General features: G+C 62.6%; 27 protein-coding genes. 20 read left to right on the top strand and 7 right to left on the bottom strand.

Going from position 1 to position 24153, the window contains the following annotated elements; translation table 11 throughout:
* Positions 1-5 precede the first annotated feature (5 nt).
* Positions 6-488: a DUF1801 domain-containing protein gene (locus E8A46_RS13925; RefSeq protein ID WP_291561531.1), complete on the top strand. Its 483-nt coding sequence runs from the start codon at positions 6-8 to the stop codon at positions 486-488.
* A 10-nt stretch (positions 489-498) separates the two neighbouring features.
* Here E8A46_RS13925 and E8A46_RS13920 read toward each other — a convergent pair whose 3' ends face one another.
* A complete protein-coding gene (locus E8A46_RS13920; RefSeq protein WP_291561554.1) occupies positions 499-2625 on the bottom strand; it encodes an EAL domain-containing protein in 2127 nt (708 codons plus the stop codon).
* Between the two features lie 720 nt (positions 2626-3345).
* On the opposite strand from E8A46_RS13920, the gene mepA reads away from it, so the two are divergent.
* From mepA to E8A46_RS13880, 8 genes are all read left to right on the top strand, one after another.
* Positions 3346-4296, top strand: a complete 951-nt coding sequence (gene mepA, locus E8A46_RS13915) for a penicillin-insensitive murein endopeptidase (RefSeq protein WP_291561529.1) — start codon at positions 3346-3348, stop codon at positions 4294-4296.
* Positions 4297-4465: 169 nt separating this feature from the next.
* Positions 4466-4675, top strand: a complete 210-nt coding sequence (locus tag E8A46_RS13910) for a TOBE domain-containing protein (RefSeq protein WP_291561527.1) — start codon at positions 4466-4468, stop codon at positions 4673-4675.
* A gap of 2 nt (positions 4676-4677) precedes the next feature.
* On the top strand, positions 4678-5184 hold the full coding sequence (locus tag E8A46_RS13905; RefSeq protein ID WP_291561526.1) for a hypothetical protein: 507 nt from the start codon (positions 4678-4680) through the stop codon (positions 5182-5184).
* Positions 5185-5444: 260 nt separating this feature from the next.
* Positions 5445-6230 (top strand): molybdate ABC transporter substrate-binding protein, encoded by a 786-nt coding sequence (modA, locus tag E8A46_RS13900; protein ID WP_291561524.1) that lies wholly within the window; start codon positions 5445-5447, stop codon positions 6228-6230.
* 18 nt (positions 6231-6248) lie between these two features.
* Entirely contained in the window at positions 6249-6944 is a 696-nt protein-coding gene (gene modB, locus E8A46_RS13895; protein ID WP_291561520.1) for a molybdate ABC transporter permease subunit, read from the top strand.
* Between the two features lie 2 nt (positions 6945-6946).
* Entirely contained in the window at positions 6947-7627 is a 681-nt protein-coding gene (gene modC / locus E8A46_RS13890; protein ID WP_291561518.1) for a molybdenum ABC transporter ATP-binding protein, read from the top strand.
* Positions 7628-7869: 242 nt separating this feature from the next.
* Entirely contained in the window at positions 7870-8682 is an 813-nt protein-coding gene (locus E8A46_RS13885; RefSeq protein WP_291561515.1) for an isoprenylcysteine carboxylmethyltransferase family protein, read from the top strand.
* Positions 8683-8695: 13 nt separating this feature from the next.
* Entirely contained in the window at positions 8696-9823 is a 1128-nt protein-coding gene (locus tag E8A46_RS13880; RefSeq protein ID WP_291561513.1) for an acyltransferase, read from the top strand.
* A gap of 60 nt (positions 9824-9883) precedes the next feature.
* Here E8A46_RS13880 and E8A46_RS13875 read toward each other — a convergent pair whose 3' ends face one another.
* Both E8A46_RS13875 and E8A46_RS13870 read right to left on the bottom strand, forming a co-directional pair.
* Positions 9884-10012 (bottom strand): hypothetical protein, encoded by a 129-nt coding sequence (locus tag E8A46_RS13875; RefSeq protein ID WP_291561511.1) that lies wholly within the window; start codon positions 10010-10012, stop codon positions 9884-9886.
* A gap of 545 nt (positions 10013-10557) precedes the next feature.
* Positions 10558-10737 carry a hypothetical protein gene (locus E8A46_RS13870; protein ID WP_291561509.1) on the bottom strand — a complete coding sequence of 60 codons (180 nt, stop codon included), beginning with the start codon at positions 10735-10737 and terminating at the stop codon, positions 10558-10560.
* 50 nt (positions 10738-10787) lie between these two features.
* On the opposite strand from E8A46_RS13870, the gene E8A46_RS13865 reads away from it, so the two are divergent.
* Entirely contained in the window at positions 10788-11165 is a 378-nt protein-coding gene (locus E8A46_RS13865) for a hypothetical protein (protein WP_291561552.1), read from the top strand.
* Between the two features lie 55 nt (positions 11166-11220).
* Here E8A46_RS13865 and E8A46_RS13860 read toward each other — a convergent pair whose 3' ends face one another.
* Complete coding sequence (locus tag E8A46_RS13860) at positions 11221-13014, bottom strand: potassium/proton antiporter (protein WP_291561508.1); 1794 nt, start codon at positions 13012-13014, stop codon at positions 11221-11223.
* A 201-nt stretch (positions 13015-13215) separates the two neighbouring features.
* Here E8A46_RS13860 and E8A46_RS13855 point away from each other — a divergent pair, with 201 nt between their 5' ends.
* The 5 genes from E8A46_RS13855 to E8A46_RS13835 all read left to right on the top strand — a co-directional run bounded on the left by E8A46_RS13855 (position 13216) and on the right by E8A46_RS13835 (position 19150).
* Positions 13216-14526: a mechanosensitive ion channel domain-containing protein gene (locus E8A46_RS13855; RefSeq protein WP_291561505.1), complete on the top strand. Its 1311-nt coding sequence runs from the start codon at positions 13216-13218 to the stop codon at positions 14524-14526.
* Between the two features lie 153 nt (positions 14527-14679).
* Positions 14680-15504, top strand: coding sequence for a type I methionyl aminopeptidase (gene map, locus E8A46_RS13850; RefSeq protein WP_291561503.1), 825 nt, complete (start codon positions 14680-14682; stop codon positions 15502-15504).
* 380 nt (positions 15505-15884) lie between these two features.
* Positions 15885-17663: a porin gene (locus E8A46_RS13845; protein WP_291561501.1), complete on the top strand. Its 1779-nt coding sequence runs from the start codon at positions 15885-15887 to the stop codon at positions 17661-17663.
* Between the two features lie 247 nt (positions 17664-17910).
* Positions 17911-18366, top strand: coding sequence for an Rrf2 family transcriptional regulator (locus E8A46_RS13840; protein WP_291561499.1), 456 nt, complete (start codon positions 17911-17913; stop codon positions 18364-18366).
* A gap of 376 nt (positions 18367-18742) precedes the next feature.
* Positions 18743-19150 carry a DoxX family protein gene (locus E8A46_RS13835; RefSeq protein WP_291561496.1) on the top strand — a complete coding sequence of 136 codons (408 nt, stop codon included), beginning with the start codon at positions 18743-18745 and terminating at the stop codon, positions 19148-19150.
* 53 nt (positions 19151-19203) lie between these two features.
* On the opposite strand, the gene E8A46_RS13830 is transcribed toward E8A46_RS13835, so the two are convergent.
* Both E8A46_RS13830 and E8A46_RS13825 read right to left on the bottom strand, forming a co-directional pair.
* On the bottom strand, positions 19204-19983 hold the full coding sequence (locus E8A46_RS13830; RefSeq protein WP_291561495.1) for a haloacid dehalogenase type II: 780 nt from the start codon (positions 19981-19983) through the stop codon (positions 19204-19206).
* On the bottom strand, positions 19980-20276 hold the full coding sequence (locus E8A46_RS13825) for a YciI family protein (RefSeq protein ID WP_291561492.1): 297 nt from the start codon (positions 20274-20276) through the stop codon (positions 19980-19982). Before E8A46_RS13825 ends, E8A46_RS13830 begins: the two co-directional genes overlap by 4 nt.
* A 92-nt stretch (positions 20277-20368) precedes the next feature.
* On the opposite strand from E8A46_RS13825, the gene E8A46_RS13820 reads away from it, so the two are divergent.
* The 3 genes from E8A46_RS13820 (at position 20369) to E8A46_RS13810 (ending at position 22499) form a co-directional block, all read left to right on the top strand.
* Positions 20369-21235, top strand: a complete 867-nt coding sequence (locus E8A46_RS13820) for a LysR family transcriptional regulator (RefSeq protein WP_291561490.1) — start codon at positions 20369-20371, stop codon at positions 21233-21235.
* Between the two features lie 72 nt (positions 21236-21307).
* Positions 21308-22021 carry a DNA repair protein RadC gene (gene radC, locus E8A46_RS13815; protein ID WP_291561488.1) on the top strand — a complete coding sequence of 238 codons (714 nt, stop codon included), beginning with the start codon at positions 21308-21310 and terminating at the stop codon, positions 22019-22021.
* 181 nt (positions 22022-22202) lie between these two features.
* On the top strand, positions 22203-22499 hold the full coding sequence (locus E8A46_RS13810; protein ID WP_291561486.1) for a DUF6156 family protein: 297 nt from the start codon (positions 22203-22205) through the stop codon (positions 22497-22499).
* Between the two features lie 26 nt (positions 22500-22525).
* Here the strand turns inward: E8A46_RS13810 and E8A46_RS13805 are convergent, their stop codons facing one another.
* The gene (locus tag E8A46_RS13805; RefSeq protein WP_291561484.1) at positions 22526-23179 is read right to left on the bottom strand and encodes a glutathione S-transferase family protein; all 654 of its coding nucleotides are present in this window, start codon (positions 23177-23179) and stop codon (positions 22526-22528) included.
* Between the two features lie 178 nt (positions 23180-23357).
* Here E8A46_RS13805 and E8A46_RS13800 point away from each other — a divergent pair, with 178 nt between their 5' ends.
* The gene (locus E8A46_RS13800; protein ID WP_291561482.1) at positions 23358-23711 is read left to right on the top strand and encodes an SDR family NAD(P)-dependent oxidoreductase; all 354 of its coding nucleotides are present in this window, start codon (positions 23358-23360) and stop codon (positions 23709-23711) included.
* Positions 23684-24151, top strand: coding sequence for an SDR family NAD(P)-dependent oxidoreductase (locus tag E8A46_RS13795; RefSeq protein ID WP_291561480.1), 468 nt, complete (start codon positions 23684-23686; stop codon positions 24149-24151). The genes E8A46_RS13800 and E8A46_RS13795 overlap by 28 nt, the downstream gene beginning before the upstream one ends.
* The last annotated feature ends 2 nt before the right edge of the window (positions 24152-24153 follow it).

The raw sequence follows: 24153 nt of genomic DNA, 5'->3' as shown, positions 1-24153 counted from the left end.
CGGCAATGACCGGCGCATCGACGAAGCCCGCCAAGTCAGGAAATGCGATGGAAGGAAAGCGGGCCGGATTTTCGGACCCCGCGGTCGAGGCGGTTTTCAGTGCCTGTCCCGGGCCGATCAAAACCAGGCTACTGGCGCTGCGTCGCCTGATCTTCGACACCGCGAAGACCACCGAAGGCGTCGGCCGGCTTGAGGAAACCCTGAAATGGGGCCAGCCAAGCTACCTGACGCCCGAGACCGGAAGCGGCAGCACGATTCGCATTGACCGGATTGGATCCACCGCCGACCAATATGCGGTGTATTTCCATTGTCAGACCGACCTGGTCGCAACCTTCCGCGAGCTATACGCCGGGGAGTTGAGCTTTGGCGGCAACCGAAGCATCGTCCTCAACGTCAAGGACAAGATTCCGGAAGCCGCGCTGCGCCACTGCGTGGCTCTGGCGCTGACCTATCATCTGAACAAGCGCAAGACCGCGCGCGGCAAGTAACGGGCCGCCGTCAGGCGACCAGCGAGGCCTTCCCGACCGTACCCGCGTTCCCGCCGACGTCCGTGCCGGACTGCGCGCTCAGTAACCCGGCAATCTCACTGTTGGGCCGCGGCCGGCTGAACAGGAAGCCCTGTCCCTCGTGGCAACCCTCGGCGCGCAGGCAGCCCAGTTCGGCTTCGGTCTCGACGCCTTCAGCCGTGATGGTGACGCCCAGTCCGACACCGAGGCTGATGATCGCGCGCACGATCGCCTGTGCGTCGCGATTGGCGGCGAGATCACGCACGAACGACTGATCGATCTTGATCTTGTCGAAGGGAAAGCTCCGCAAATAGCTCAAGCTGGAATAGCCGGTTCCGAAATCGTCCATCGAGATGCGCACGCCAAGCGCGCGCAGCCCGTGCAGCGTGGCCAGCACCTGGCCGCTCTTTTCCAGAAGCAGGGTCTCGGTGATTTCAAGTTCCAGCCGCCTTGCCGGCAGGCCGGACTGCTTCAGCGCGTCGATCACGATCGACAGCAGATTGCCGGTGCGAAACTGCGCCGGCGACAGGTTGACCGCAACGCGAACGTCTTCCGGCCAAAGCGCAGCGTCCATGCAGGCCCGGCGCAGCATCAGGCCGCCGAGCCCGTTGATCAGGCCGGTCTCTTCGGCGACGGGGATGAATTCCGCCGGCGAGATCATGCCGCGTTCGGGGTGCGGCCAGCGCACCAGCGCCTCAAAGCCGGTGATGCGTCCGGCGGAAAGATCGATCACCGGCTGATAATGCGGCCTCAGCACATCATTCTCGATTGCCTCGCGCAGATCGGCTTCGATCTTACGGCGAGCCTGGGCGCGCGCGTCCATTCCGGCCTCGAAGAAGCTGAAGGTGCCGCGCGAGTCGTTTTTGGCCCGGGACAGCGCCATGTCGGCGTGCTTCAGGAGTTTTTCGGACTCGTCGCCATCGCCGGGCGCCATCGCGATGCCGATGCTGGCGCCGACCACGACGGAATGGCCGCCCAACAGGTAGGGTTCGCCGATCGCCTCCAGCAACCTTCTGGCCAGCAATACCGCATCCTCGGGCCGCGCCAGTCCGCTCTGGACAACGGCGAATTCGTCGGAGTTGAGACGGGCGAGCGTATCTTCCTCGCGCAGCATCGATCGCAGGCGCTTGGCGACGGCACGGAGCAGCTTGTCGCCTATGCCGTGGCCAAGCGTATCATTGACCGCCTTGAAATTGTCGAGGCCGAGGATCAGCACCGCGGCCTTGTCCGAGCTGCGCCGCGCGTGCAGCAAAATCTCGTCCATGCGTTGCCGCAGCAGATTGCGGTTCGGCAGGCCGGTCAAGCCGTCGTGCTGCGCCATGAAGGTGAGCCGCGCCTCGGCGCGCTTGCGCTCGGTGATGTCCATCAGCGCCAGCAACACCGCGGGCTGGTCGCCGTAGACCAAATGGCGCGAATAGATCGCCAGATCGATCAGCGTTCCGTCGGCCCTGACATGTTTCCAGGTGCGCGCCGCCTGTTCGTCGCTGCTGCGATCTACGACCCAGGGCGGCTCGGATTCGAAGGCCTGGACGCGGCGGATGGTGAGTTTTTCGAAGTCGGCACGGCTGTAGCCGTAATGCGCGACCGCGGCGTCGTTGACGCCAAGGATGCGTTCATTGTCCAGCGCGCAGACGATCATGGGAATCGGATTGCTGTCGAACAGCAGGCGAAATGAGGCCTCGCGCTGCTTCAGCTCGGTGATGTCGACGCGCAGGCCGATGATGCCGCCATCCTCGGTCAGCCGCTCCTCGATCAGAATGCAGCGGCCGTCGGCAAGGAGTTGCTCGTGGCGTTCGCCGGGCTGATAGAGCCTGGCGAGCCGTTCGGCGACCCATTCCTCTTCGCGGCCGATGGCTTCCGGATAGTCGCCACGCTCGACCCCGATGCGGATTGTGTCCTGCAGCCGCGCGCCCGGCTGGAACAGATCCGAACTGCGGCTGTAGATCTCGGAATATTTCTTGTTCCAGAGAATGTAGCGTCCGTCGGCGTCGAGAAACACAATGCCCTGCGGCAGGATATCGATGGCCTCGCGCAGCCGTTCGTGGGATTTTCGCGCTTCCGCAACCGCGGCTTCCGCCTCGGCGCGCATGCGCGCGATCTCGCCGATCTCCGCCGCCATCGGCCGATTGCTTCCCAAGACCTTCGATCCGGGCTTGGCCGGCCGGCCCCGGGACCCCGCGCGCGCCGCGGCGGCCTGCTGTCTTGCTTTTGCTTTCTTGGTCGGGATTCTCGGCATTGGCGCCCCACTCGCATTTTGCGGGTAAGGTTCTCCGATAAGTGTCTGAAAAAATGGTATCTCTTGCCGCCGATGGGTTTGATCGCCGGCGTTCCACAGGAGATCCCCCACTCAGCCTGCCTGTTTAAGAGGCGCCTTCGCGAGATTAATAATGAAAAGATAGCCGTCCCGCGAGCGCGTGGCCGTTAGTGCCTACGAATGCGCGATGCAAGACCGTCTACCCACGCTAAACTTTTCCGCGCGCATACACTGCGCCATTAATGCGCGAAATTTCGTCAATGACCTATAGGGTTATTGATTCGTAAAAATGCGAGCCGCGCACCTCATCAGCATCCGCACGCTTCGCGCCCGCAAGGCGCGGTTCCCGCCAGTTCGCAATCTCGATCGGGGTATTCGCGGCACTGCCGCTCGACCAGCGCGAACAGCGCCGCCGGATGCGACGGGTGCCACCTGATGCAACCTTGCGACGCCGGACCACCGAGCCGGGCGGTCGCGGGCCGGCCGCGCCGAGCGGCGACCGCCAGCGATCAAGCGATCGCGATCGGGCTGCCATTTCCCGATTGCCGAATTCCATGCTGAACACCCGTGATGTAGAGTGACCCCATGAAGCTCTGCCTGATCCTCATACCGCTCCTCCTTGCCTTCGCCGCCGATGTCAGCGCCACTGCCGCGCTGGCACAGGACAAGGGAAGCGTCGATCCGAAGCCGCTGCCGCCGCTCGCCAATCCGAACGATGCCAAACTCGGCGCCAAGGAGCTGTTCGGCCGCAAGGTCCTCCCGGCGGCGATGCCGACGCGGGTGGTCGGCTTCTATGCCAAGGGCTGTATCGCGGGCGCGCAAGCGCTGCCGATCAACGGCGAGACCTGGCAGGTGATGCGGTTGTCGCGCAATCGCAATTGGGCGCATCCCGACATGGTCGCGCTGCTGGAGCGGTTGTCGACCAAGGTGCACAAGGACGCCGGCTGGCCGGGCATCCTGGTCGGCGACATGTCGCAGCCGCGCGGGGGGCCGATGTTCACCGGGCACGCCAGCCATCAGGTGGGCCTCGACGCCGATATCTGGCTGACGCCGATGCCGAACCGGCAATTGTCGCGCAACGAGCGTGAGGAAATGTCCGCGGTCATGATGGTGCGTCCCGACCGGCTCGACATCGATCCGAGCGTCTGGACCCCCAACCATCTCACGGTGATCCGTGCCGCTGCGCTTGAGCCAAGCGTGCAGCGCATCTTCGTCAACGCCGCGATCAAGAAAGCACTGTGCCGGGAGGCCAAGGGCGACCGCAACTGGCTTTCCAAGATCCGGCCGATGTATGGCCACGACTATCACTTCCATGTCCGCATCAAATGCCCCTCCGGTGGCACCGAATGCGAGAGCCAGCCGGAGCCGACCTATGACGAGGGCTGCAGTACCGCCGATCTGGCCTATTGGTTTCAGGATTCCGTGATCCATCCAAAACCGCCACCGGAACCGCCGAAGCCGAAACCACCGATGACGCTGGCGCAATTGCCGGCCGCCTGCCGCCAGGTTCTGGCCGCACCGGACGCCAAGCAATAATATCTCGCCGAGCGACTTTCCCCCCAGCTCCGAAATGCGCTAGTGTTCAATGCCGCCGACGCCGTAAGCGCGCGGCAATGCAGGGACGATGGTCCCATCCTTTCATTGCGATCAGAGCCAGCACGTTCGCGGCACCACCGCGCGCGACTTTGGCCGTGCGGGAACCATCATGCGCATCAGTGCACGCAACCAGATCAAGGGTACCGTCCTCGAGGTGAAGAAAGGCGCGACCACCTCGCATGTCCGCGTCGATATCGGCAATGGCCAGATCATCACCTCGTCCATCACCAATGAGGCGGTCGATGAACTCGGCATCAAGGCCAGGGGTCACGTGACCGTGGTCGTGAAGGCCTCCGACGTCATGATCGCGGTGGATTGACCATGCGCAGGTCCATCTTCATCGCGTTCGTGTTGTTCGCAGCCGCCCCCGCAAGGGCGGCGGAAGAGCCGAGCGGCTGCGACAAGTTCAAGTGGAATATTGATCACGAGCGCGCGGCGTTGACCGCGCCGGATCGCGTCAAGCTCGTCTCCGGCAGCGAACTCGCCGCGTTGCCGGCCACCGGCATGATGTTGGGGCTGAGCGCGCCGGCCGAAGCCAAATTGCCCATGCCACCGGAACGCGCGCCGAAGGAAGGCACCTTTGCCGGCTTCACCAGCTTCAAGGCTGCGCCGAAGGCCGGCATCTATACCGTCAGCCTGTCCGCCGGCGGTTGGGTCGATGTGGTGCAGGATGGACATGCCCTGAAGCCGAAGGCGTTCAGCGGCGCCACCGATTGCGACGGCATCCGCAAGACCATGAAGTACGAGATTTCGGCCAGCCCGTTTGTGCTGCAGGTCAGCGGGACCAAGGAGAATTCGATTTCGATCGCAATCCTGCCGTCCAAATAGCCCGCGCGCATGATCCCTGGAGCGGCGTCCCCGGAACGGCCGTCACGCTCGCCTGCGTCAGGCGTGAAGAACGGGTGCGTCCTCAGGCACCAAGAGCCTTTACCCGAACTCTCAGCCTGTTATGGTTTTTGCTTGCGATATCCTTGGTGACCGTAAGTCGCCGGGATCCGTGGAACGGCGCTTCCGCCTGTCGCATCCCGTATTTTGACCAATGCCTGACTTCGCGCGCGAGAGCGGGCGCGAGCAGGCGCGGAGCGCCCATGCATCGACTTGCCGGACTTTTCGTAACCCTCGCGATCCTGTGCGGATCGGCCTTTTCGCCTGCGTCCGCCCAGGACAAGAGCCTCACGGTGTTCGCTGCGGCTTCGATGAAGAATGCGCTCGACGACATCGATGCCGCCTATACCGCGAAGACCGGCGTCAAGATCATCGCCAGCTATACCGCGAGTTCGGCGCTGGCCAAACAGATCGAACAGGGGGCGCCAGCGGATGTCTTCATGTCCGCCGATACCGACTGGATGGACTATGCCGTCAACAGGAAAGCCATCAACGCGCCGTCGCGCGTCAACCTGCTCGGCAACAGCATCGTCCTGATCGCGCCGAAGGATTCCAGCATCGACAGGGTCATCATCGGCCAAGGCTTCGATCTGGCCAAGCTTGCAGGCAACGGCAAGATCGCGACCGGCGACGTCAACGCGGTGCCGGTCGGCAAATACGCCAGGGCGGCGCTGGAAAAGCTCGGCGCGTGGCAGGCCGCCGAGCCGAAATTCGCGATGGCCGAAAGCGTGCGGGCCGCGCTGACGCTGGTGGCGCGCGGCGAAGCCGCGCTCGGGATCGTCTATTCCACCGACGCCAGGATCGAGCCCGGCGTGAAAATCGTCGGCACTTTCCCGGCGGATTCCCATCCCCCGATCATCTATCCGGTAGCGGCAACGGCGACCGCAAAACCGGAAGCCATTTCCTACCTGGGCTTTTTGCGGTCGTCGGCTGCAAAAGCTATCTTCGAGAAATATGGTTTCTCGTTTCTCGTCAGTCCTACAACTTGACCCCGCATCCCAAATCCCGTGTTTGAACTCTCGCCAACGGAATGGACCGCGATCCTACTGTCGCTGCGGGTCGCCACGGTTGCGACGCTGGTGGCGACGCCGCTCGGGATCGCCGTGGCATGGCTGCTGGCGCGGCGCGAGTTCTGGGGCAAATCGATTGCGGATGCCTTGATCCACCTGCCGCTGGTGCTGCCCCCGGTCGTCACCGGCTATCTGCTGCTGCTGACGTTCGGCCGGCGCGGCCTGGTCGGCGCCTGGCTGGCAGACCATCTCGGCATCGTGTTCGCCTTTCGCTGGACCGGGGCGGCGCTGGCCTGCGGAATCATGTCGTTTCCACTGCTGGTGCGGCCGATCCGGTTATCGATCGAGGCCGTGGACCGCAGGCTGGAGCAGGCGGCTGGAACGCTCGGCGCGGCGCCATGGCGGGTGTTCCTGACCGTCACATTGCCGCTGGCCTTGCCGGGCGTATTGGCCGGGATGGTGCTCGGCTTCGCCAAGGCGATCGGCGAATTCGGCGCGACCATCACCTTCGTGTCGAACATTCCGGGCGAAACCCAAACCATATCGTCCGCCATCTATTCGCTGATCCAGACGCCCGATGGCGATTCCGCGGCGCTGCGGCTGGTGGTGGTTTCGGTTCTGATCGCGATGGCCGCGCTGGTCGGCTCCGAATGGTTCGCCCGCCGCGCCCTGCAACGCCTGCACGGGAATTGATCATGCTGCGCGTCGACGTCTCGAAGCGGCTTGGCGAATTTGGAATCGAAGCCTGCTTCGAAAGCGACGGCCGGGTCACCGGACTGTTCGGCGCCTCGGGCGCCGGCAAGACCTCGCTGATCAACATGATCGCGGGACTGCTGCGGCCCGATCGCGGCATCATCGCCATCGACGGCGAAACGCTGGACGATACGATGGCGCAGACGCATATCCCGGTCCATCGCCGCCGGATCGGCTATGTGTTCCAGGACGCGCGGTTGTTCCCGCATCTCGACGTGCGCCAGAACCTCGATTACGGACGGCGGATGAATCGCCTTGCCGAAGATGGCGCACTGCACAGGCGTGTCACGGACCTGCTCGATATCGGCAACCTGCTGGATCGCCGTCCGGGGAAATTGTCCGGCGGCGAGCGCCAGCGCGTGGCGCTGGGACGCGCGCTGTTGTCACAGCCGAGGTTGCTGCTCCTGGATGAGCCGCTGGGATCGCTGGATGAAGAGCGCAAGGAGGAGATCCTGCCCTATCTGGTGCGGCTGCGCGACGAAGCCGGCATCCCCATGGTCTATGTCAGCCATGACGCCTACGAAATGCGTCAGCTGGCGACCCGGATTGTGATGCTCCGGCGCGGCCGGGTCACCGCATTCGGCGGCACCGAGGTGTTGCCCGCGGCGCTGGCGCGGGTTTGATTTTCGCAAAGCCGGCTTTTCCCGATCGGCAGGAAACTTCCGCGTCGATTGATCTGGATCAAATGGGCCGCCAACGGCCGCGCGTTGCGAATCAAACGCAATCTCAATTCAGAGCTACCAACGCTTAAGGCTGCTTCCCTTTTAGATAACCGCGCAACTGCCTCTTAATGCCGACCGCCTATCAAAAAGGGGCGAAAGGTGCACCCTGAATCGTCACGCTCCTTCGCTGTCGAGGCGGGCACATGTCAGACACCCTCTTTCATCGCATTGAACAAAGCCGCTTCTACGACTGGACGATGCGGCTGCCGATCGTTCTTTATTCGTTTTACGCGCTTGTCCACGACGTCATCAGTTTTTCCGCGCAGGTCGCACAGGACCCTGCGATGTGGGCGCACGCCGACGCCGGCGTGATCATCGCCACACTGGCGCGGGTCTCGCAGTGGATGTTCGTGGCGCTTCTGGCGGTGCTCCCGCTGTTTCGGCATCGTCCGATCGCGAAATCGACCGCTTTGCTGCCGCGGTTTGCCGCACTGGTTACGGTTTGCATTCCCCCGTTCTGCGTGCTGCTCGATCGCGCTCCGCCAAATCTCTGGTGCAATCTGCTGGCGACGGTAGCCGGGGTATCGGCCAGCATTCTCGGCGTGTTGACGCTGAGCTTCCTCGGCCGTTCGTTCAGCGTGATGCCGGAGGCGAGGCGTCTGGTCACCACAGGGCCTTACAGCATCGTGCGGCACCCGCTGTACCTGTTCGAGCTGCTCGGTGTCGTCGGCATATTGCTGCAGGTACGCTCGCTGCCGGGGGTGATGCTGCTGGCACTTATCGTGGCGCTGCAGATTGCGCGCGCGCGCTGGGAGGAAGCCGTGCTGGACCGCGCCATTCCGGAGTTTGCGGCCTATCGCCAACAGGTCCCGTTCCTGATCCCGCGTGATGCGCGCAGCTCTTTCGCGCTGTTGCGCGAGGATCCGATGGCGCGCCGCCGCTCGGCCGTGGTCATGAGCTCGGTTTTCGGCTTGCTCGCTCTGGTCGTGATCGCGCTGCCGAGACTGGTTGGCTAGAGGACATCAAGCCATGTTCGGTTCGCTGCGCTTCCTTCTGGCCTATCTGGTCATTCTAAGTCATCTGGTCGGCACCGAATACGTCGCGCATTTCGGCTTCTACGCAGTGCGCGGGTTCTTCGTCATCTCCGGCCTGATGATGACCGCGGCATTGAACGAGGTGTACGGCTTTGACGGGTTGCGCTTCTGGACCAACCGGGCATTGCGGCTGCTGCCGCCCTATTATTTCGTTTGCGTACTGACGCTGATCGCCATCGCGATCGCGCCAGACCAGGCCGCCGAATATCTGAAATTCTGGCGCCGCATGCCCGACGCGAACGACCTTCTGATCAACCTTGCGGTACTGCCGTTGCAACTTCCATACGGCTCGTTCCGGTTCATCCCGCCGTTCTGGTCGGTCGCCATCGAGATCGACATGTATCTGCTGCTGTTCCTGGTCGTGTCCCGGCAGATGAGCTGGGCCTTGATCGCGCTGGTCGCGGGGCTGACTTATCAACTGGCCTGCGACTATGACGCCCTGAACTGGGGTCTCACCTATTTTACGGCGCCGTCGGCGGTGTTTCCCTTTGCCGTCGGCGCGGTGTTGTATTTTCTCCGCCGCAGCGGTCGGGTTGCTTCGCCGCTGGCTGCCGGATGCGCCTTTGCCGCATGGCTCGCCAACATGCTCGCGGGCGGCAGCGTATTCCCCACGTCGTACATTTTTGGATGGGGCTATCTTGTCGATACGGTCTGCGTCGGGGTCGTCGTCTCCGGCCTCTCCGCCATCTCGATCCGCCGATTTGGTCCCCTGGCAGAACGCATCGATCGAATGCTCGGCGAGTGGTCGTATTTCGCGTTCCTGGTGCATTGGCTGGCCGGCTTTCTGGTAGCCGGTGTTTTGCTCGACGGTGAATGGCGCGGCTGGACCTTGCTGCTCGGGGTCACGCCGCTGGTGCTGGTGGCGAGCGCCGCCTTTGCAATACTGAACCGAAAGTTCGTGGAACCGTTGCGCAGCCGGGTGCGCCGGCCGTATGGACGATTGAAATCCACGGCATCTGCCGCCGTGCCGAATGAAGCCTGGCGTGGCCCCGGCGATGCGGAACGTTCCACCGTGCAAGCGGTGCGGGAAAACAATCTGGCGGACAAACTGGCTGGCGCGTAACCGCGTTCGGCCTGCCGAGGCGTCAGTTGATCTCTACCGACCCAAGCGGATCGTCTGCCGTTACTTCTTCTTGCCCGATCCGAAGGTCGGCTGCCAAGCCGCCGTTGCGCCCTTTTGGCTCGGCGCTGCGGCGATGGTCTTGACCTTGTCCTTCTTTGGCTTCTTCGTCTCTCGATTGCTCTTGGACATGCCAGCTCCTTGGGTTGGTGGGATAATTATATGCCGCCTCTTCGGTGAGGCTGCGCTGTTTGAAGACGAATAGATACTGCTAATTGGGACCCGACAACCCACGGCTCGTGGTTTTCGCTTCCATCCCGCCGCCGGAGCCGGGTTCCATATTGCAAAGGTCGGCGGATGGGAGGTCAATGCCACCTCCGCACTGGGCAGATCAGGATCACGATTCGAGGACGAGGTGAAATTGCCGCCCCTGACATCAAGCGCGATTGTGTTGCTGCTCGCGGCATTGGTCCTCGCTTGCTGTTCGAGCAGCCGATTGGGCACGACGGTTGGTGACAATCCAGCGTCGACGGGCGGCTCGCCTAACGAAACAAAGCCTCGCTAGCGCAGCTGGGGAGATTTGGCCGTTCCACCTGCTCCGCTCTGCGGCTCAACAATCGGCCAGACGATGATAGCGGAGTTGCACGCCTGTCCGATGGATCGCAACGCGATCGCCTTGGACCATCGGTCGCACTTCCAGGTTATGGAGGGATTTAGGATTTATCTTTACCTTCGAATTACAGCCGCTGATGCGACGCGCCCCGCGAGAAGCAGGCCAATTTCAGCGTTAAACCGCGCGTCGCATTCGCGCCCATAGCCAGCGCCGCACCGCGACCATCGACCGCAACGCTGGGCTGAAGCCTTCCGTTAATGATCTCCGTAAAGGTAAATGCGCGTCTGTCGTTGACGGTCGGCATGGCCGGCCTATTCATGTGAGGAGTTTGCAACCCAAAGGCAGCCCATGAAAATGTCCCGCATTCACGCCGCTATGATCGCTTCAGTCCTTGCCGTCACTGCCCTTCCGACCGCCGCGGCCGCGGGATGTTACGGCTGCTACGTGCCGCCAGCGCCTTGCGGCACCTGCTATCAGCAGCGGATCGTGCCGCCGCAGTACCGTACCGTTCAGGAAACCGTCATGGTTGAGCCCGGCAGGGTCGTCGCGCATCGCACCCCCGCGCAATATCGGACCGTGATGGTGCCGCAGACGGTAATGGTGGTGCCCGAGGGCGTTCAGTACGAACGCATTCCGGCTCAGTATGGAGTCCGCGAGCGCGTCGAGATGGTCGCGCCGGCGCGCGCTTACTACGAGCCGGTGGTTCCGCGCTGCGCTTCCTGCGGCTACTGAGATCGCGAATTAGTGCGCACGCCCCCCGCGCCAATCCGCGGGGGCAGCGCGCGACCTAGATTCCCGCAACCGACGACCAAAGCTCCGCGAGCTTGCGCTTGAGCAAGCCCAGCCGCGTCACGGCCGCCACGTCTTCCTCCTCTTCGGGCAGGCGGAGGCCGACGACGTTGACCCTTCCGCCGCTGATGTTGCGCGCCACCAGCACGATGGTATCGAGCTCCAAAGTGGCGCCTTCTTTCGGCGCATGGTCGAGATGAATGTCGAAATAATCGGCAAGCGTCTGTGGTGACTGCTCTTCAGCGACCGCCACGCCGTAGATCTCGGCCAGTTCGCCAAGCGTGTGCTCGCCGGAGACGGTGAAATCCCCAAGCAGATGCGGATCGGGCGTCGAGCTCGGCAGCATGTCGACAAAGAAGCGATCGAGCGACTCGGCCTTTTCCGGCGGCGCCAGCAGATAGATGTAGTCGCCCGGGAGAATGGGTTCGGCTTCAGCGGGCGACAGGATGCGCTGGTCGCGGATCACCAGCGTCGGCTTCGACCAGGACGGGATGAGACCCCGCCGGAAATACAGGCTTTTTGGGCGCACGGAATAGCCGACCAATTGCTGCTCGAGCTGGCCGGGCAGATCAAGCTCGACCCGCCGCGGAACGCGATCCGCGCGCGGCAAGGCGACGTGGAGCCGGCGCGCCGCGGTTGCCAGCGTCCAGCCCTGCAGCAACAGCGAAATGATCACGACGACGAAGGCGACGTCGAAATAGAGATAAGCCTTCGACAGCCCGACCAGCATCGGGATCGAGGCCAGGAAGATCGCGACCGCGCCGCGCAGGCCGGTCCAGGCGATGAATATCTTCTCCCGCCAGTTGAAGCGAAACGGCGCCAGACAGAGAAACACCGCCAGCGGGCGCGCCACCAGCATCAGGACCAGCGCCACGAGCACCGCCGGGAAAATGCTGACCACCAGCCGCTGCGGCGAGACCAGCAGTCCGAGCAGCACGAACATCACGATCTGCGCCAGCCAGGTCGCGGCGTCGAGAAACGCCACCACCGAATTATGCGCGCGGGTCGGCCGGTTTCCGATGATGATGCCGGCGAGATAGACGGCGAGAAATCCCGAGCCGTGCGCGATCTGCGCCGCGCCGAAAATCACCAATGCGGCGGTCGCGACGAACGGCGCGTGCAGGCCCTGCGGCAGCGCCACGCGATTGAGCGCCAGCACCACCAGACGGCCGCCGATCACGCCGGCCACGGTGCCGAGCACGGCCTCGCGGGAAAGCTCCAGCATGACATGCATGATAGAACCACCGCCGACCGAAATGAGTTCGACCAGCATCAGCGTCAGAAAAACCGCGAACGGATCGTTGGTGCCGGATTCCGCCTCCAGCGTCGCGCCAACGCGGGGACGCAGCCGCAAGCCCTGCGCGTGCACCAGCAGAAACACCGCAGCCGCATCGGTCGACGCCACCACGGCGCCGACCAGCAGCGCTTCGGTCCAGTTCAGATCGAGGGCATATTTGGCGACCGGTGCCGTGATCAGCGCCGTCAGCAGCACCCCGATCGTCGCCAGCACCATCGATGGTGCCAGCACCGCGCGGATGCTTTGAAACCGCGTTCTCAGGCCGCCGTCGAACAGGATCAGCGCCAGCGCCACCGACCCCACCAGATAGGTGGTGCGCAGGTCGTCGAACAGCAGATGCCCGGGGCCGGATTCGCCGGCCAGCACGCCGATCAGCAGGAACACCAGCAGCAACGGCGCGCCGAAGCGCAGCGCCAGCAGGCTCGACAGAATGCCGGCCATGACCAGCACCGCACCGAGGAGAATAGCTATGCTGACCGAGTCGAGAGAGGCCATGGCTTTCGCAAATCCTTGCAATTGCATCCTTATCGTCGCCACAGTTCGACGCCAACCCATTTCTGCCAACGCCCGGTTTGCGGGCCTTATCCCGCTCCATTGGCGTGCCGTGCGATGGCATCGGCGCCGCAGTTGTGGGAATCTGCAGAGATATTCGAATCAAACCCGACAGGGCGGTCTGACCGAGATGAGATTTTGACGATGGATCCGAACGACATCCTCGATTTCCTGCATGCCACCGCGCGCTCGGTCGGCGCGGAGGTCACCTCGCCCTGGTTCTATCTGCAGTTCGGGCTGATTCTGGCCGCCGCCGGGATAGCCTTTGCCGCCGACACGGGGATTCGCGCGCGCGTCGACATGACCTCGTTTGCGATGGGGTGGCCGCTGCCATTGCGGCACTTCGCCCGCGTCCTGATCGCCAGCGCTTCGACGGCGGTGTTCGCGGCGCTGGTGATCGTGGCGCGCATCGCGATGTACCATTCGACCTGGCCGAGCCGAAGTTACCTCTTGATGGTGTCCGCCAAACTCGCGCTCGCCTGGCTGGTCATCCGGCTGGTAACCTCGGCGATACGCAACGCCTTCCTGGTCAAACTGGTGTCGGTTTCGGCGTGGTGCGTGGCGGCGCTGAGTATCGTCGGTCAGCTTGATCAGGTGATCGACGCGCTCGACTCGGTCGAGGTGGTGCTCGGTGGATTGCGACTGACGCCGCTGGTCGTGATCAAACTGGGGCTGTTGCTGATCGCAGCATTGTGGCTGACCAACATCGCCAGCAATTTCGCCGAAAGCCGCATTACCCGCTCCACCGACCTGACGCCGTCGATCCAGGTGCTGCTGGTAAAGATGATCCGGATGGGGCTGCTGGTCATCGCGATCGCCATTGCGCTCGGCGCGGTCGGCATCAATCTGTCGGCACTGGCCGTGTTCTCCGGCGCGGTCGGCGTCGGCATCGGCATCGGCCTGCAGAAGATCGTCGCCAATTTCATCAGCGGCATCATCCTGTTGGCGGACAAATCGGTGAAGCCCGGCGATCTCGTCACCATCGGCGACAGTTCGGGACGCATCAGCGCGATGAAGACACGCTACATATCGGTTGCCGCCGGCGACGGCCGCGAGTTCCTGATCCCGAACGAGGATCTGGTGACGCAAAAGGTCACCAACTGGACCTACACCGACAAGAATACCCTGGTGAAGGTCAATTTCGGCACCAATTACGACGCCGATCCGCGCCTGGTCTGCAAGCTGGCGGTTGACATCGCGGCTGCCGCGCCGCGCGCCATCAAATCCAGGACGCCGAACTGCATCCTCGTCGAATTCACCGAGGCCGGGATGAAGTTTTCGCTGACCTTCTGGATCGCCGACCCCGACGGCATGGACAATGTAAAGAGCGACGTGATGCTGTCCCTGTGGGAGACGTTCAAGCGCGAGGGCATCCGGGTGCCCTATCCGGTGCGCGAAATCCGCGTCCGCGGCGGCGCGCTCCCGGTCGAGACCACGGTGGAGGTCCCGAGCTGATACCCGTTCGCATGTCGGCCCAACCGCGCCATGGCAGTTCCCGGTTCCGGCGGCGGCGCGACCCGCGGCATGCTAACCTTGGCTTGCACTAGCGGCCCCAGCCATTAAATTGAGCCTTCAAATCCCTCCTTCCCGCAAAGATGCGATCCGCCCATGAGCTACGTCGAAGCCTCCGATACCTCCTTGCGCAAGACCGGGCAGATCAAGCTGCATGGGGCGGGCGGATTTGCCGGCATGCGCAAGGCAGGCGCGCTGGTGGCCAAGTGCCTCGATGAACTGACCGACATCGTCAGGCCCGGCGTGCCGACCTCGCGGATCGACGACTTTGTCCGCGAATTCGCCTTCAGCCATGGCGCCTACCCCGCCACGCTGATGTATCGCGGCTATCGCTATTCGACCTGCACCTCGATCAACCACGTGGTCTGCCACGGCATGCCCGCAGACCGGGTCTTGAAGGAAGGCGACATCGTCAATATCGACGTGACCTTCATCGTCGAAGGCTGGTATGGCGATTCCAGCCGGATGTATGCGATCGGCCCGATCTCGCGCAAGGCCGAGCGGCTGATCGAGGTGACCTACGAGGCCATGATGCGCGGCATCGCCGCGGTGAAGCCGGGCGCCACCACCGGCGACATCGGCCACGCCATCCAGAGTTTCGTCGAGCCGCAGGGCATGAGCGTGGTGCGCGATTTCTGCGGGCATGGGCTCGGCCGCATGTTCCACGACGAGCCAAACATCATTCATGTCGGCCGGCCCGGCGAAGGCGTGGTGCTCCGGCCCGGCATGTTCTTCACCATCGAGCCGATGATCAATCTCGGCAAACCGCATGTGAAGATCCTGTCCGACGGCTGGACCGCCGTAACGCGCGACCGCTCGCTGTCGGCGCAATTCGAGCATTCGGTCGGCGTAACGGCCAATGGCGTCGAAATCTTCACGCTGTCGGAACGCCACGGCGAGAAGCCGCCGGTGGTGGCGTAACCTGTCGGGTTTTTGTTGCTGCGCTGCGCCTGCTCCATCGGAGTCCGTGACACTCCGCACAAGCGGGTATCCAATACGCCGCGCCCTTTCGCAATTTGCCGACGATTATCGGCTGTGAAGCCTGATCGGCATTGTTGGTCGGACTGTCCCTTGTTGGTTGACCACGGGTAGGCAGTCGAGGGCGTATCCCCCGCGCCGCGCGCACCGCCCTCGGCGGGACGCCAGATCAACTCGCTAGAAAACCGTTCTGCGAGACGCGGCGGATAGAGCAATCCGTTGTCGCCCAATCGCGGATGGCGAAGGGCTTCGACCCCAACTTGACAGGGGCTGCCGGCTTTATCTCTACTTAATCTATAGACAAACTAATTAAGAGGATTCCGATGCCTCGCGAATGCTGGCGCGATACCGTTCCGACGAGCGCGCGCGCTTTCACCTTCGCCGTTGTTGCCTTGACCGGCATTTGGCCAGGGAGCCGAGCCGCTGCGGGCACGGAGGATGCCGCCACGCTCCAGCGGCTGGAGGCCCAGATCCAGCGTTTGGAAGCGCGGCACGAAAGCGAGATCAAGACCCTGCAGGCGGAGATCCGGCGGCTGCGCCGCCAAAAGCCGGCCACGGTGGCCGCAAGCCAGACGCCTTCAGCCGATCAGCCACGACCCTCCACGGCACCTTATGGCGCGGCGGGCCCCGCATTGCCTGCCAAGGTGCTCATGACCTACGACCGCGGCTATCACTTCGGCTTCTCGGATGCGACCGGCGACAACACGGTCGAGCTGTTCGGCCGTCTCCAGCTCGATGCCGGAGGATATACCAACTACAATCCGGCGCCGATGACGCTGGACCGCAAGGGCCTTTCGGAGGGGATCGATCTGCGGCGGGCGCGCATTGGCGTGATCGGCACGTTCATGAGCGATTGGCACTACGCATTTGTATATGATCTCGGCAACACCGCCGACAGCAACGATTTGAACAACGCGCTCGCCAACGCCAACTCGAGCACCAGCCCGACCACCAGCAACACCTTCCTGTCCGGCATCGAGAACGCCTTCATCACCTACAACGGCTTCTACAGCCACGGGCAGCAATTTCCCGTGGCGTTCGATTTCGGTATCATGGACGTGCCGTGGACTCTCGAAGAGGCCACGAGTTCCAACGACATCATGTTTCTCGAGCGCTCGTCCGCGCAAGTAGTGGCGACGGCGTTCGGCGGCGGCGATTTCCGTTCGGCGCTCGGTGCACGCTCGAACAACGATCGCTACTGGCTGGGCGCATTCCTGACCGGCCCCAATTCGGGCGCGCTGCACACCGGGGGCGCCTCGTGCAACACCGGCACGGTGGCAGTGACGGCGGGGACGCCTTGCGTCACCAGTGCGCAGATGACCGGACTTGGACCGCAATTGTCGTTTATGGCGCGTGGCGCCTATCAGCTCCTGCAGCAGCAGAACGCGACGCTTCACGTCGGCTTCAACTACGCCGATCTGTTCGCGCCGCGCGCAGGCGACAATTTGGCTGCCATTCAGTTGACCGACCGGCCGGAATTGCGCGTCGACCCGACGACCTTCCTCAACACCGGCAACATTCCGGCAAACGGCGGACAGGTTTACGGCGCCGAAGTCGCGGCCTCCTATGACAACTTCTTCGCCCAGGGCGAGTATTATCACTACGTGATCCAATCCCGGGCGGGGGTGCCTGCCCTCCCCGGCAACCTGCAAGGCGGCGTTCCCGGCCCTACCCTCAATTTCGACGGCGGCTATGTCCAGGGGAGCTACAGCATCGGCGGCACCAGACACTACGACCCGATCCGCGGCGCCTATACCGGCGTCATTCCGGAAGTGCCGATGACGCCCGGGAGTCCCGGCTGGGGCGCGCTCGAACTCGCCGCCCGCTACACCATCATCAACCTCAGCAGCCCCTATTTGACGACCGCGACGCTCGGACCCGCATACTCCGCGCCGGGCGTCTTCACCGGCGGCACCACCACTTACGGCGGCGGCAAGGAGACGACTTACGGTGTCGGCCTTAACTGGTATCCCAACAACAACATGAAATTCATGATCGATTACGAGCATGTCGTAGTCGACAATCCGCAATTCTTCGGTGGCCCGAACTATCGCGGCGCCACGATCGACTGGATCGCGGCGCGGTCGCAGATCGTCTTCTGAGCAGGCGCAACGCCTGCTCGATCCGGATTGTCGCGCGCCGGCTCAAATCGGGGTGCGGACCCTCAGCACATTGTCGGTCGCCTTTGCCCGTGGTTGCCCGCTGTGCTCGCAGCGGGGCGACAGGAAAAGCCGGTGCCGCCGACTGGATATTAATTTTAAAATCGATCATATTTGTAGACTAAATGCCTCCCGCGGGTCCGAGTCTGCGAGGTGGCGCTTTTTACCTCCGGAATCCAGCCTGCCCGACATGCTCACCGCCAAGGGGAAATATGGTCTCAAGGCCGTGGCGCATCTGGCGGGCCTGAAGCCGGCCGCGATGGCGCAGGCCACGGACATTTCCGAGGCGAATAACATCCCGAAAAAATTCCTCGATGCGATCCTCGGCGAATTGCGTAACGCCGGCATCGTTTACAGCAGGAAGGGTCGCGGCGGCGGCTATCGGCTGGCGCGATCGGCGGACGAGATCCGGCTTGGCCAGGTGGTCCGCGCCCTCGATGGTCCGATCGCCCCGATCGCCTGCGCGCGGCGGACCTCCTACCAACCCTGCCACGATTGCGGCGACGTCAGGCGCTGCAAGGTGCGCCTGGCCATGACAAAGGTGCGCGACGCCATGTCGGATATCCTCGACACGACGACGGTCGCCGACATGCTGCTGCTCGGCGAAACAAGGAGGCCGAAGGCGGGCCGCAAGCGCACGGCATAATTCCTGCGGTGCAACGACTAACTTCCGAGACTTCCCGATTGCAAGACCTGACCGGCGCGGCATGTTGGGCGCCGAATGTCCGCGAAGAGCAGCGATATGCAGGATCAGCCGACCGAGGTGCCACATTATCATGGCCACCGGATGCGGCTGCGCGGGCGTTTTCGACACTGGCAGGCCGCTTGGCCCTTTCTCAAGCCCGGCAGAATCGCCGTAATCCGCACTTGGAGGCTGCAGGCAAATGCAGCGGCTGCCGAATAGCAAATATGCAATAGCGGGATTGATCTGCTTTTTTGCAATCTTGTCCGCATTTTTGCCGCTGGGATCGCCTCCTCACAGTCTCTAATGATGGCCTGCGAGGTTTGAACGCGGAGGAGAGATGACGCCCCAAATAATGCTGCATCGATGGACAGCCTCGGCGCAGGCGCTTCTGCGCATCGTGGTTGCTCTCCTTTTCCTTCAACACGGACTTGCGAAGTTGGTTGATTTTCCGCACATGGAAAATATCAAACAGGTGTTTTCCGTGTTCGGGCAAATGTCCGATGTCTTCAGGGTTACCGCCGGGCTTATTGAAACCATCGGCGGTGTGTTGCTCGCAGCGGGCTTCGTTACGCGTGGAGTGGCGTTCGTCTTGTGCGGCTTTTCTGCGGTGGCTTATTTCATCGTCCACGCGCCACAGAGTTTTTTCCCTGCGCTGAACGGTGGCGAACACTCGGTCCTTTTCTGCTTTACAACTCTATTCCTGGCGGCCGGTGGGCCTGGATCTTGGGCGATCGACAAATCTTGACTGGCTTGACCGGCTCGCGCGGCGCGAAGAGCCGAGGCCGCAACGTCGCCTGGCTAAACCAGGAGAAAGCGCACAAGATCGGTAAAGGAAGGGCCCATTGCATCGGGCGTCACTCCGAGTTCTTCGGTGGGCTGGCTGGCCGGATTGAACCAGAACGTCTTGAAGCCGAAGGTCTTGGCACCGATGGCGTCCCAGCCGCCGAAAGCGACAAACAGGATGTTTTCGACCGGGAGTCCAAAGGCGTCGACCGCCATTGCATAGGCGCGCGGGTCCGGTTTGTAGGTCCTGATCGTATCGGTACTCAGCGGATCTTCGAATAACCCTTCCAAGGCGGATGCCTTTACGCAGGCTGCCAACATTTGCGGCGTAAGATTGGACAGGAATCTCAATCGCAATCCCGCGTCGCGCAGCGTCTTCAGCCCCTCCGCAACGCCCGGCCATGGCTTCATTTCGAGATAGGATCCCATGAGGCGCGAGCGTTTTTCCGAGGTGAGATCGAGCTTGAGCAGCTTGGCTGCGAAGGCAAGCGCATCCTCGGTAACATGCCAAAAATCCGCGTAGCGCTGGGAGGCAATGCGGAGCCAGGTATATTCGAACTGACGGGTACGCCAAACATCGACCAGCGCGCCGCCCCTGCCAGGAAACACCTCTTCGGCCCGCAGAGAAATAGAACGCGGATCGAAAATCGGAAATGCATCAAAAGCGACAGCTTTTATAGCTGGCTGCGTCTTGTCCGCTGCCATGGCAGCGGAGGAAAAGACACTTGTCACGGCAGTACTTGCCGCGAGGGCTAGAAGCGCGCGCCGTGTTCCGGTCATGGCTGGTTGGTTCAAATCAGCCTCTTGCCGTCAGAGAAAACACGCGCCCATTCACGGATTTGAACGGACTTACGCAGACCAGTGGGCCAGAAGGGATCGTTTTCGCAGAGGCGGCGCACCTCGTCAGCGCCGCCAGTTTCGACGAGCCAAAGCCCGCCCGTGGCAAGACCGTTGCCGGGCAGTTTAAGCGGTCCAGCCGCTTTTACCGCGCTGGCGTGGCTCTCCAGATACGCCAGATGGTAGCCCAACAAGTCTCGCCGCTTTCCAGCATGCGCAGCATCATCCTCGAATATGACGGCGAACAGCATCGTAAAAGCCTCTGTCATCCAACTGCATTGTGCAGTTTACTCCCTGCGAAAATGCTGTGACAGCGGCAAGTTTGTAGACTCGGGTGGCAAATATGCAGGACCTGAATTGGAATGATCTGCGATATGTGCTCGCAATTGCCCGCTCTGGCGGAGCCCACGGGCCGGCTGGTCGCCTCTTGGGCGTAAATGAAACAACTGTCTCCCGGCGGCTTGCGCGTATCGAAGCCATCCTCGGCTCCAAGTTATTCCAACGATCGGAGGGCTCTCTTCGGCTGACGGATGTGGGACATCGCGTCGTGGAACGTGCGGAACGCATCGAGTTGGAGGTCGAGGCCGTGAAAGAGATGACGGGCGGCACCAAATCGGCGGTCGCCGGACACGTACGGCTGACTTCGATCCCGGTTCTCATTAATCGCTTGCTATTTCCAGACCTGAAGCGGCTTTACAAAGCCCATCCCGATTTGCGCGTTGAATTCATTGCAGAGCCGAGAAATCTAAGTCTCACAAAGAGGGATGCCGACCTTGCCTTGCGGTTTGCTCGTCCAGATAGGGAACAAAGAGTAATTGCGCGGCGGATTGCGCAGCTCAAATATGCAGTCTATGGACCCTCGGGCAGGAAGGCGTCTCCCCTTCCCTGGATTACCTATGAGGATAGGATGCTGGGGCTTCCCCATGCGGCGTGGCTCCATCAAGCCGTAAGGGCCGATGGAGGCGTAGCCAGCGTCGTGGTCAATGATTCTGAGCTTGCGCTTCACGCCGTTAAGGCAGGATTGGGTAAATCTCTTCTGCCCACCTTTGTCGGAGAAACGGAGAAGGGGCTGTCGAAGCTAAGCGGCGGCGAAGCGGTGCTTGAACGCGAGCTCTGGCTTCTTGTTCATCCCGAGCTCAAGCACCTGGCGCGGGTAAAAGCGGTTATTGCGTGGATAGAAGCAGTCGTCAGGGGGCGGGTCCGCACCTAGCCATTGTCCAGTCAAGCCCGTCATCCGACACTTCCCGGTTGCAAATCCCAGCCGGCGCGGCATGGTTAGCCGATGTCCGCGAAGACCAGCGATACGAAGGACCAGCCGACCGAGGCGCCGCATTATCACGGCCATCGGATGCGGCTGCGCGAGCGTTTTCAGAGCGCCGGGCCCGATGCCCTGAGCGACTACGAGTTGCTGGAAATGGTGCTGTTCACGGCCCAGCCGCGTAGTGACAAAAAGCCGCTGGCCAAATCGCTGCTCAGGACATTCGGCTCGTTCGCCGAGGTCATCCATGCGCCGGAAGCGCGGCTGCGCGAGGTCAAGGGCATTGGCGAGGCGACAATCACCGAATTCAAACTGATCGCGGCAGCAGCGAACCGGATCGCCAAGGGCCAGTTGCGGGAGCGCACCCTGCTGTCGTCATGGAACGATGTCATCGACTATTGCCGCACCAGCATGGCGTTTGCCGACAAGGAGCAGTTTCGCATCCTGTTTCTCGACAAGCGCAACCAGCTGATCTCCGACGAGGTGCAGCAGACCGGCACCGTGGACCACACCCCGGTCTATCCGCGCGAGGTGATCAAGCGGGCGCTGGAATTATCGGCCACCGCCGTCATCCTGGTACACAACCACCCCTCCGGCGATCCAACGCCGTCAAGTGCCGATATCCAGATGACCAAGGCCATCGTCGACATCGCCGCGCCGCTCGGGATATCCGTGCATGACCACATCATCGTCGGCAAGAACGGGCATGCGAGTTTGAAGGGCATGCGGCTGATCTGACAGCTCCGCGGGATTCGAACCATCTGTTCCGGAACGGCGACCAATACGCGTTGCCGACCGAGGACCGACCGTCGCGATGAAGCTGTTGATCTCCATAGTAACAATATCGGTCGTCGGGCCGATGGGGTTGATCCTTTGGTCAACCTGCGGGCGACAGGCCCGGAACAAGACACATCATAGCGTGGAATATTACCGCAGCTGGGACGGCAACGGGCTTCCGCTGCATCTAACCCACAAGATGACCAGGGCAGAGGCCGCGGCGTGCGAGGCGCTCGGGACTGCCTATCTCATCGGCTATCTCGATGCCGACGCAAAATTGATCCCTGATGTCAAGATGCATCGCGGCATGGTATTTTTCGCGCACGAATATACCTACTACCGCAGCGGAAGACTGAAGCGCATGAAGCTCACTAACGCGCGTGGCGAAGTGCTGGTGCAGCATTACAGGGAATCCGACCTGCCAAGGTTTGTCTGGTAACCGATCCGGATCAGCGACGACGAAACCTACGCTAGGTGGGCCTGGCTCGCCCCGGCGGAGCCGCGGGCGGGACGGTAGCGGCAAAACTCGGCCGCGCCGCGTGGGCGTGGTAATAGGCGGCGAGATGGCGAGCCGCAGCGAGCGCCTCGGCGCCTTCGGGAGCGAGCCTGACCCGATCGAGGATTGATGTCGGCGAAGGTAAATTCGTGGCCGACGAGATAGCCGGTCTGCTCCACCGCGCGATCGAGAATTCCCAACTGCTCGATCATTGCCGGCATCACGGCTGCGATCGCAGCACCGTCCGGCTTCCCATCCGGTGTCCTCGCGGCGATATAGGCGTAAAGATAGGTGCGGATCAGGGTGCGATCCATGACGGTGTTGACGAGCGAGACCCATTGCTCGGTGAGCGCGGCAAGAGTGGGCTCTGCCGGGAAGACCGCCGGGCCCGAAAAGCTGCGATCGAGATAGGTGGCGATGGCCTTCGATTCGAACAGCTCTACATTGCCGTGGCGCAGCACTGGCATTTTGCCGAGGGGGTGGATGGCATGGAGCTCGGGCGCCCCCAGCATGGTCTCCGTCAGCGCATACTCAATCCCTTTCTCCTCGCAGACCATGCGCACGACGCGCGTGTAGGTCGACCGCGCCGAACCGATAATCTCTGGTTTTGTCGTCAAGCGCATCGGGAACTCCTCCAAGGCGAGCCACGAGCAGCAGCTAGCGGTATCGTCTCGCCAACGAAATAGACGAGCGGCCCCCCGGCGGATCGACAACGCCTCGAAAAAAATTATAGAATGGGATGCGGGGCATGCGAAAACGCAAGCCGCCGCCCATCGGCCTGATCAATTCGGAGCCGTTCCCATGCAACCCGACCCTCGACCCCTTGCGCTCGTTACCGGCGCCTCCAGCGGCATCGGCGCCTGTCTCGCGCGTGAACTGGCGGTGGACGGCTACGATCTCGTTCTTTCCGCCCGTCGCGTTGAGCCGATGCAGGGTCTCGCCGATGAATTGAAGACCACCGGCGCGAACTCGATTATCGTTGCCGCCGATCTCAGCAAGAATGGCGCCGCCGCCGCGCTGGTCCGGGATATCGAAGCGCGCAGCCTGAGCGTCGATGTACTGATCAATGCTGCCGGTCTCGGCGCCAACGGCCGGTCGACGCCGCCGACCCGCTCAGGGTCACGGAGATGTTGCAAGTCAACGTCGTCGCGCTGACGGAACTGACGCGGATGCTGCTTCCGCCCATGCTGAGCAGGCGCAGGGGCAAGATCATGCTGGTGGCCTCGACGGCCGGATTTCAGCCGGGTCCGCAGATGGCCGTTTATTGTGCGAGCAAGGCCTATGTGCTGAGTTTTGGCGAGGCGATCGCCTACGAACTGCAGAACAGCGGCGTCACCGTCACGACGCTGTGCCCCGGCGCGACTGAAACGGAATTCGCCCAAGTCGCCGATGCCGGCAAGTCAGCTCTGTTCAAAGGCCTGCTGCCGGTAATGAGCGCCAGCGAAGTGGCGCGGATCGGCTATCAGGGTCTCAAGGAGGGGCGCGGCGTTGTCATCACCGGGCTGGTCAACAAGCTGATGGTGACCTCCAGCCGGCTCTCGCCGACGCCAGTGTCGCTGCGCATCGCCAGTTGGATGATGTCAACGGGCAAATAGGC

Origin of the sequence: Bradyrhizobium sp. (assembly GCF_004799445.1) — a bacterium.
Lineage (GTDB): Bacteria > Pseudomonadota > Alphaproteobacteria > Rhizobiales > Xanthobacteraceae > Bradyrhizobium.
Note: the sequence above shows the minus strand (reverse complement) of the source record. Positions and strands in the feature narration are given on the sequence as shown.

What these genes read in the sequence shown, in the direction of transcription:
- E8A46_RS13910 (WP_291561527.1), top strand. Translation starts at nt 4,466, where the DNA reads ATGCGCATCAGTGCACGCAACCAGATCAAGGGTACCGTCCTCGAGGTG.
- E8A46_RS13855 (WP_291561505.1), top strand. Translation starts at nt 13,216, where the DNA reads ATGGATCCGAACGACATCCTCGATTTCCTGCATGCCACCGCGCGCTCG.
- E8A46_RS13885 (WP_291561515.1), top strand. Translation starts at nt 7,870, where the DNA reads ATGTCAGACACCCTCTTTCATCGCATTGAACAAAGCCGCTTCTACGAC.
- E8A46_RS13905 (WP_291561526.1), top strand. Translation starts at nt 4,678, where the DNA reads ATGCGCAGGTCCATCTTCATCGCGTTCGTGTTGTTCGCAGCCGCCCCC.
- modA (WP_291561524.1), top strand. Translation starts at nt 5,445, where the DNA reads ATGCATCGACTTGCCGGACTTTTCGTAACCCTCGCGATCCTGTGCGGA.
- radC (WP_291561488.1), top strand. Translation starts at nt 21,308, where the DNA reads ATGTCCGCGAAGACCAGCGATACGAAGGACCAGCCGACCGAGGCGCCG.
- map (WP_291561503.1), top strand. Translation starts at nt 14,680, where the DNA reads ATGAGCTACGTCGAAGCCTCCGATACCTCCTTGCGCAAGACCGGGCAG.
- E8A46_RS13845 (WP_291561501.1), top strand. Translation starts at nt 15,885, where the DNA reads ATGCCTCGCGAATGCTGGCGCGATACCGTTCCGACGAGCGCGCGCGCT.
- E8A46_RS13920 (WP_291561554.1), bottom strand. Translation starts at nt 2,625, where the DNA reads ATGGCGGCGGAGATCGGCGAGATCGCGCGCATGCGCGCCGAGGCGGAA.
- E8A46_RS13880 (WP_291561513.1), top strand. Translation starts at nt 8,696, where the DNA reads ATGTTCGGTTCGCTGCGCTTCCTTCTGGCCTATCTGGTCATTCTAAGT.
- E8A46_RS13870 (WP_291561509.1), bottom strand. Translation starts at nt 10,737, where the DNA reads ATGCCGACCGTCAACGACAGACGCGCATTTACCTTTACGGAGATCATT.
- E8A46_RS13795 (WP_291561480.1), top strand. Translation starts at nt 23,684, where the DNA reads ATGTTGCAAGTCAACGTCGTCGCGCTGACGGAACTGACGCGGATGCTG.
- E8A46_RS13925 (WP_291561531.1), top strand. Translation starts at nt 6, where the DNA reads ATGACCGGCGCATCGACGAAGCCCGCCAAGTCAGGAAATGCGATGGAA.
- E8A46_RS13840 (WP_291561499.1), top strand. Translation starts at nt 17,911, where the DNA reads ATGCTCACCGCCAAGGGGAAATATGGTCTCAAGGCCGTGGCGCATCTG.
- E8A46_RS13800 (WP_291561482.1), top strand. Translation starts at nt 23,358, where the DNA reads ATGCAACCCGACCCTCGACCCCTTGCGCTCGTTACCGGCGCCTCCAGC.
- E8A46_RS13835 (WP_291561496.1), top strand. Translation starts at nt 18,743, where the DNA reads ATGACGCCCCAAATAATGCTGCATCGATGGACAGCCTCGGCGCAGGCG.
- E8A46_RS13860 (WP_291561508.1), bottom strand. Translation starts at nt 13,014, where the DNA reads ATGGCCTCTCTCGACTCGGTCAGCATAGCTATTCTCCTCGGTGCGGTG.
- E8A46_RS13820 (WP_291561490.1), top strand. Translation starts at nt 20,369, where the DNA reads ATGCAGGACCTGAATTGGAATGATCTGCGATATGTGCTCGCAATTGCC.
- E8A46_RS13825 (WP_291561492.1), bottom strand. Translation starts at nt 20,276, where the DNA reads ATGCTGTTCGCCGTCATATTCGAGGATGATGCTGCGCATGCTGGAAAG.
- mepA (WP_291561529.1), top strand. Translation starts at nt 3,346, where the DNA reads ATGAAGCTCTGCCTGATCCTCATACCGCTCCTCCTTGCCTTCGCCGCC.
- E8A46_RS13805 (WP_291561484.1), bottom strand. Translation starts at nt 23,179, where the DNA reads ATGCGCTTGACGACAAAACCAGAGATTATCGGTTCGGCGCGGTCGACC.
- E8A46_RS13865 (WP_291561552.1), top strand. Translation starts at nt 10,788, where the DNA reads ATGTCCCGCATTCACGCCGCTATGATCGCTTCAGTCCTTGCCGTCACT.
- E8A46_RS13875 (WP_291561511.1), bottom strand. Translation starts at nt 10,012, where the DNA reads ATGTCCAAGAGCAATCGAGAGACGAAGAAGCCAAAGAAGGACAAGGTC.
- modC (WP_291561518.1), top strand. Translation starts at nt 6,947, where the DNA reads ATGCTGCGCGTCGACGTCTCGAAGCGGCTTGGCGAATTTGGAATCGAA.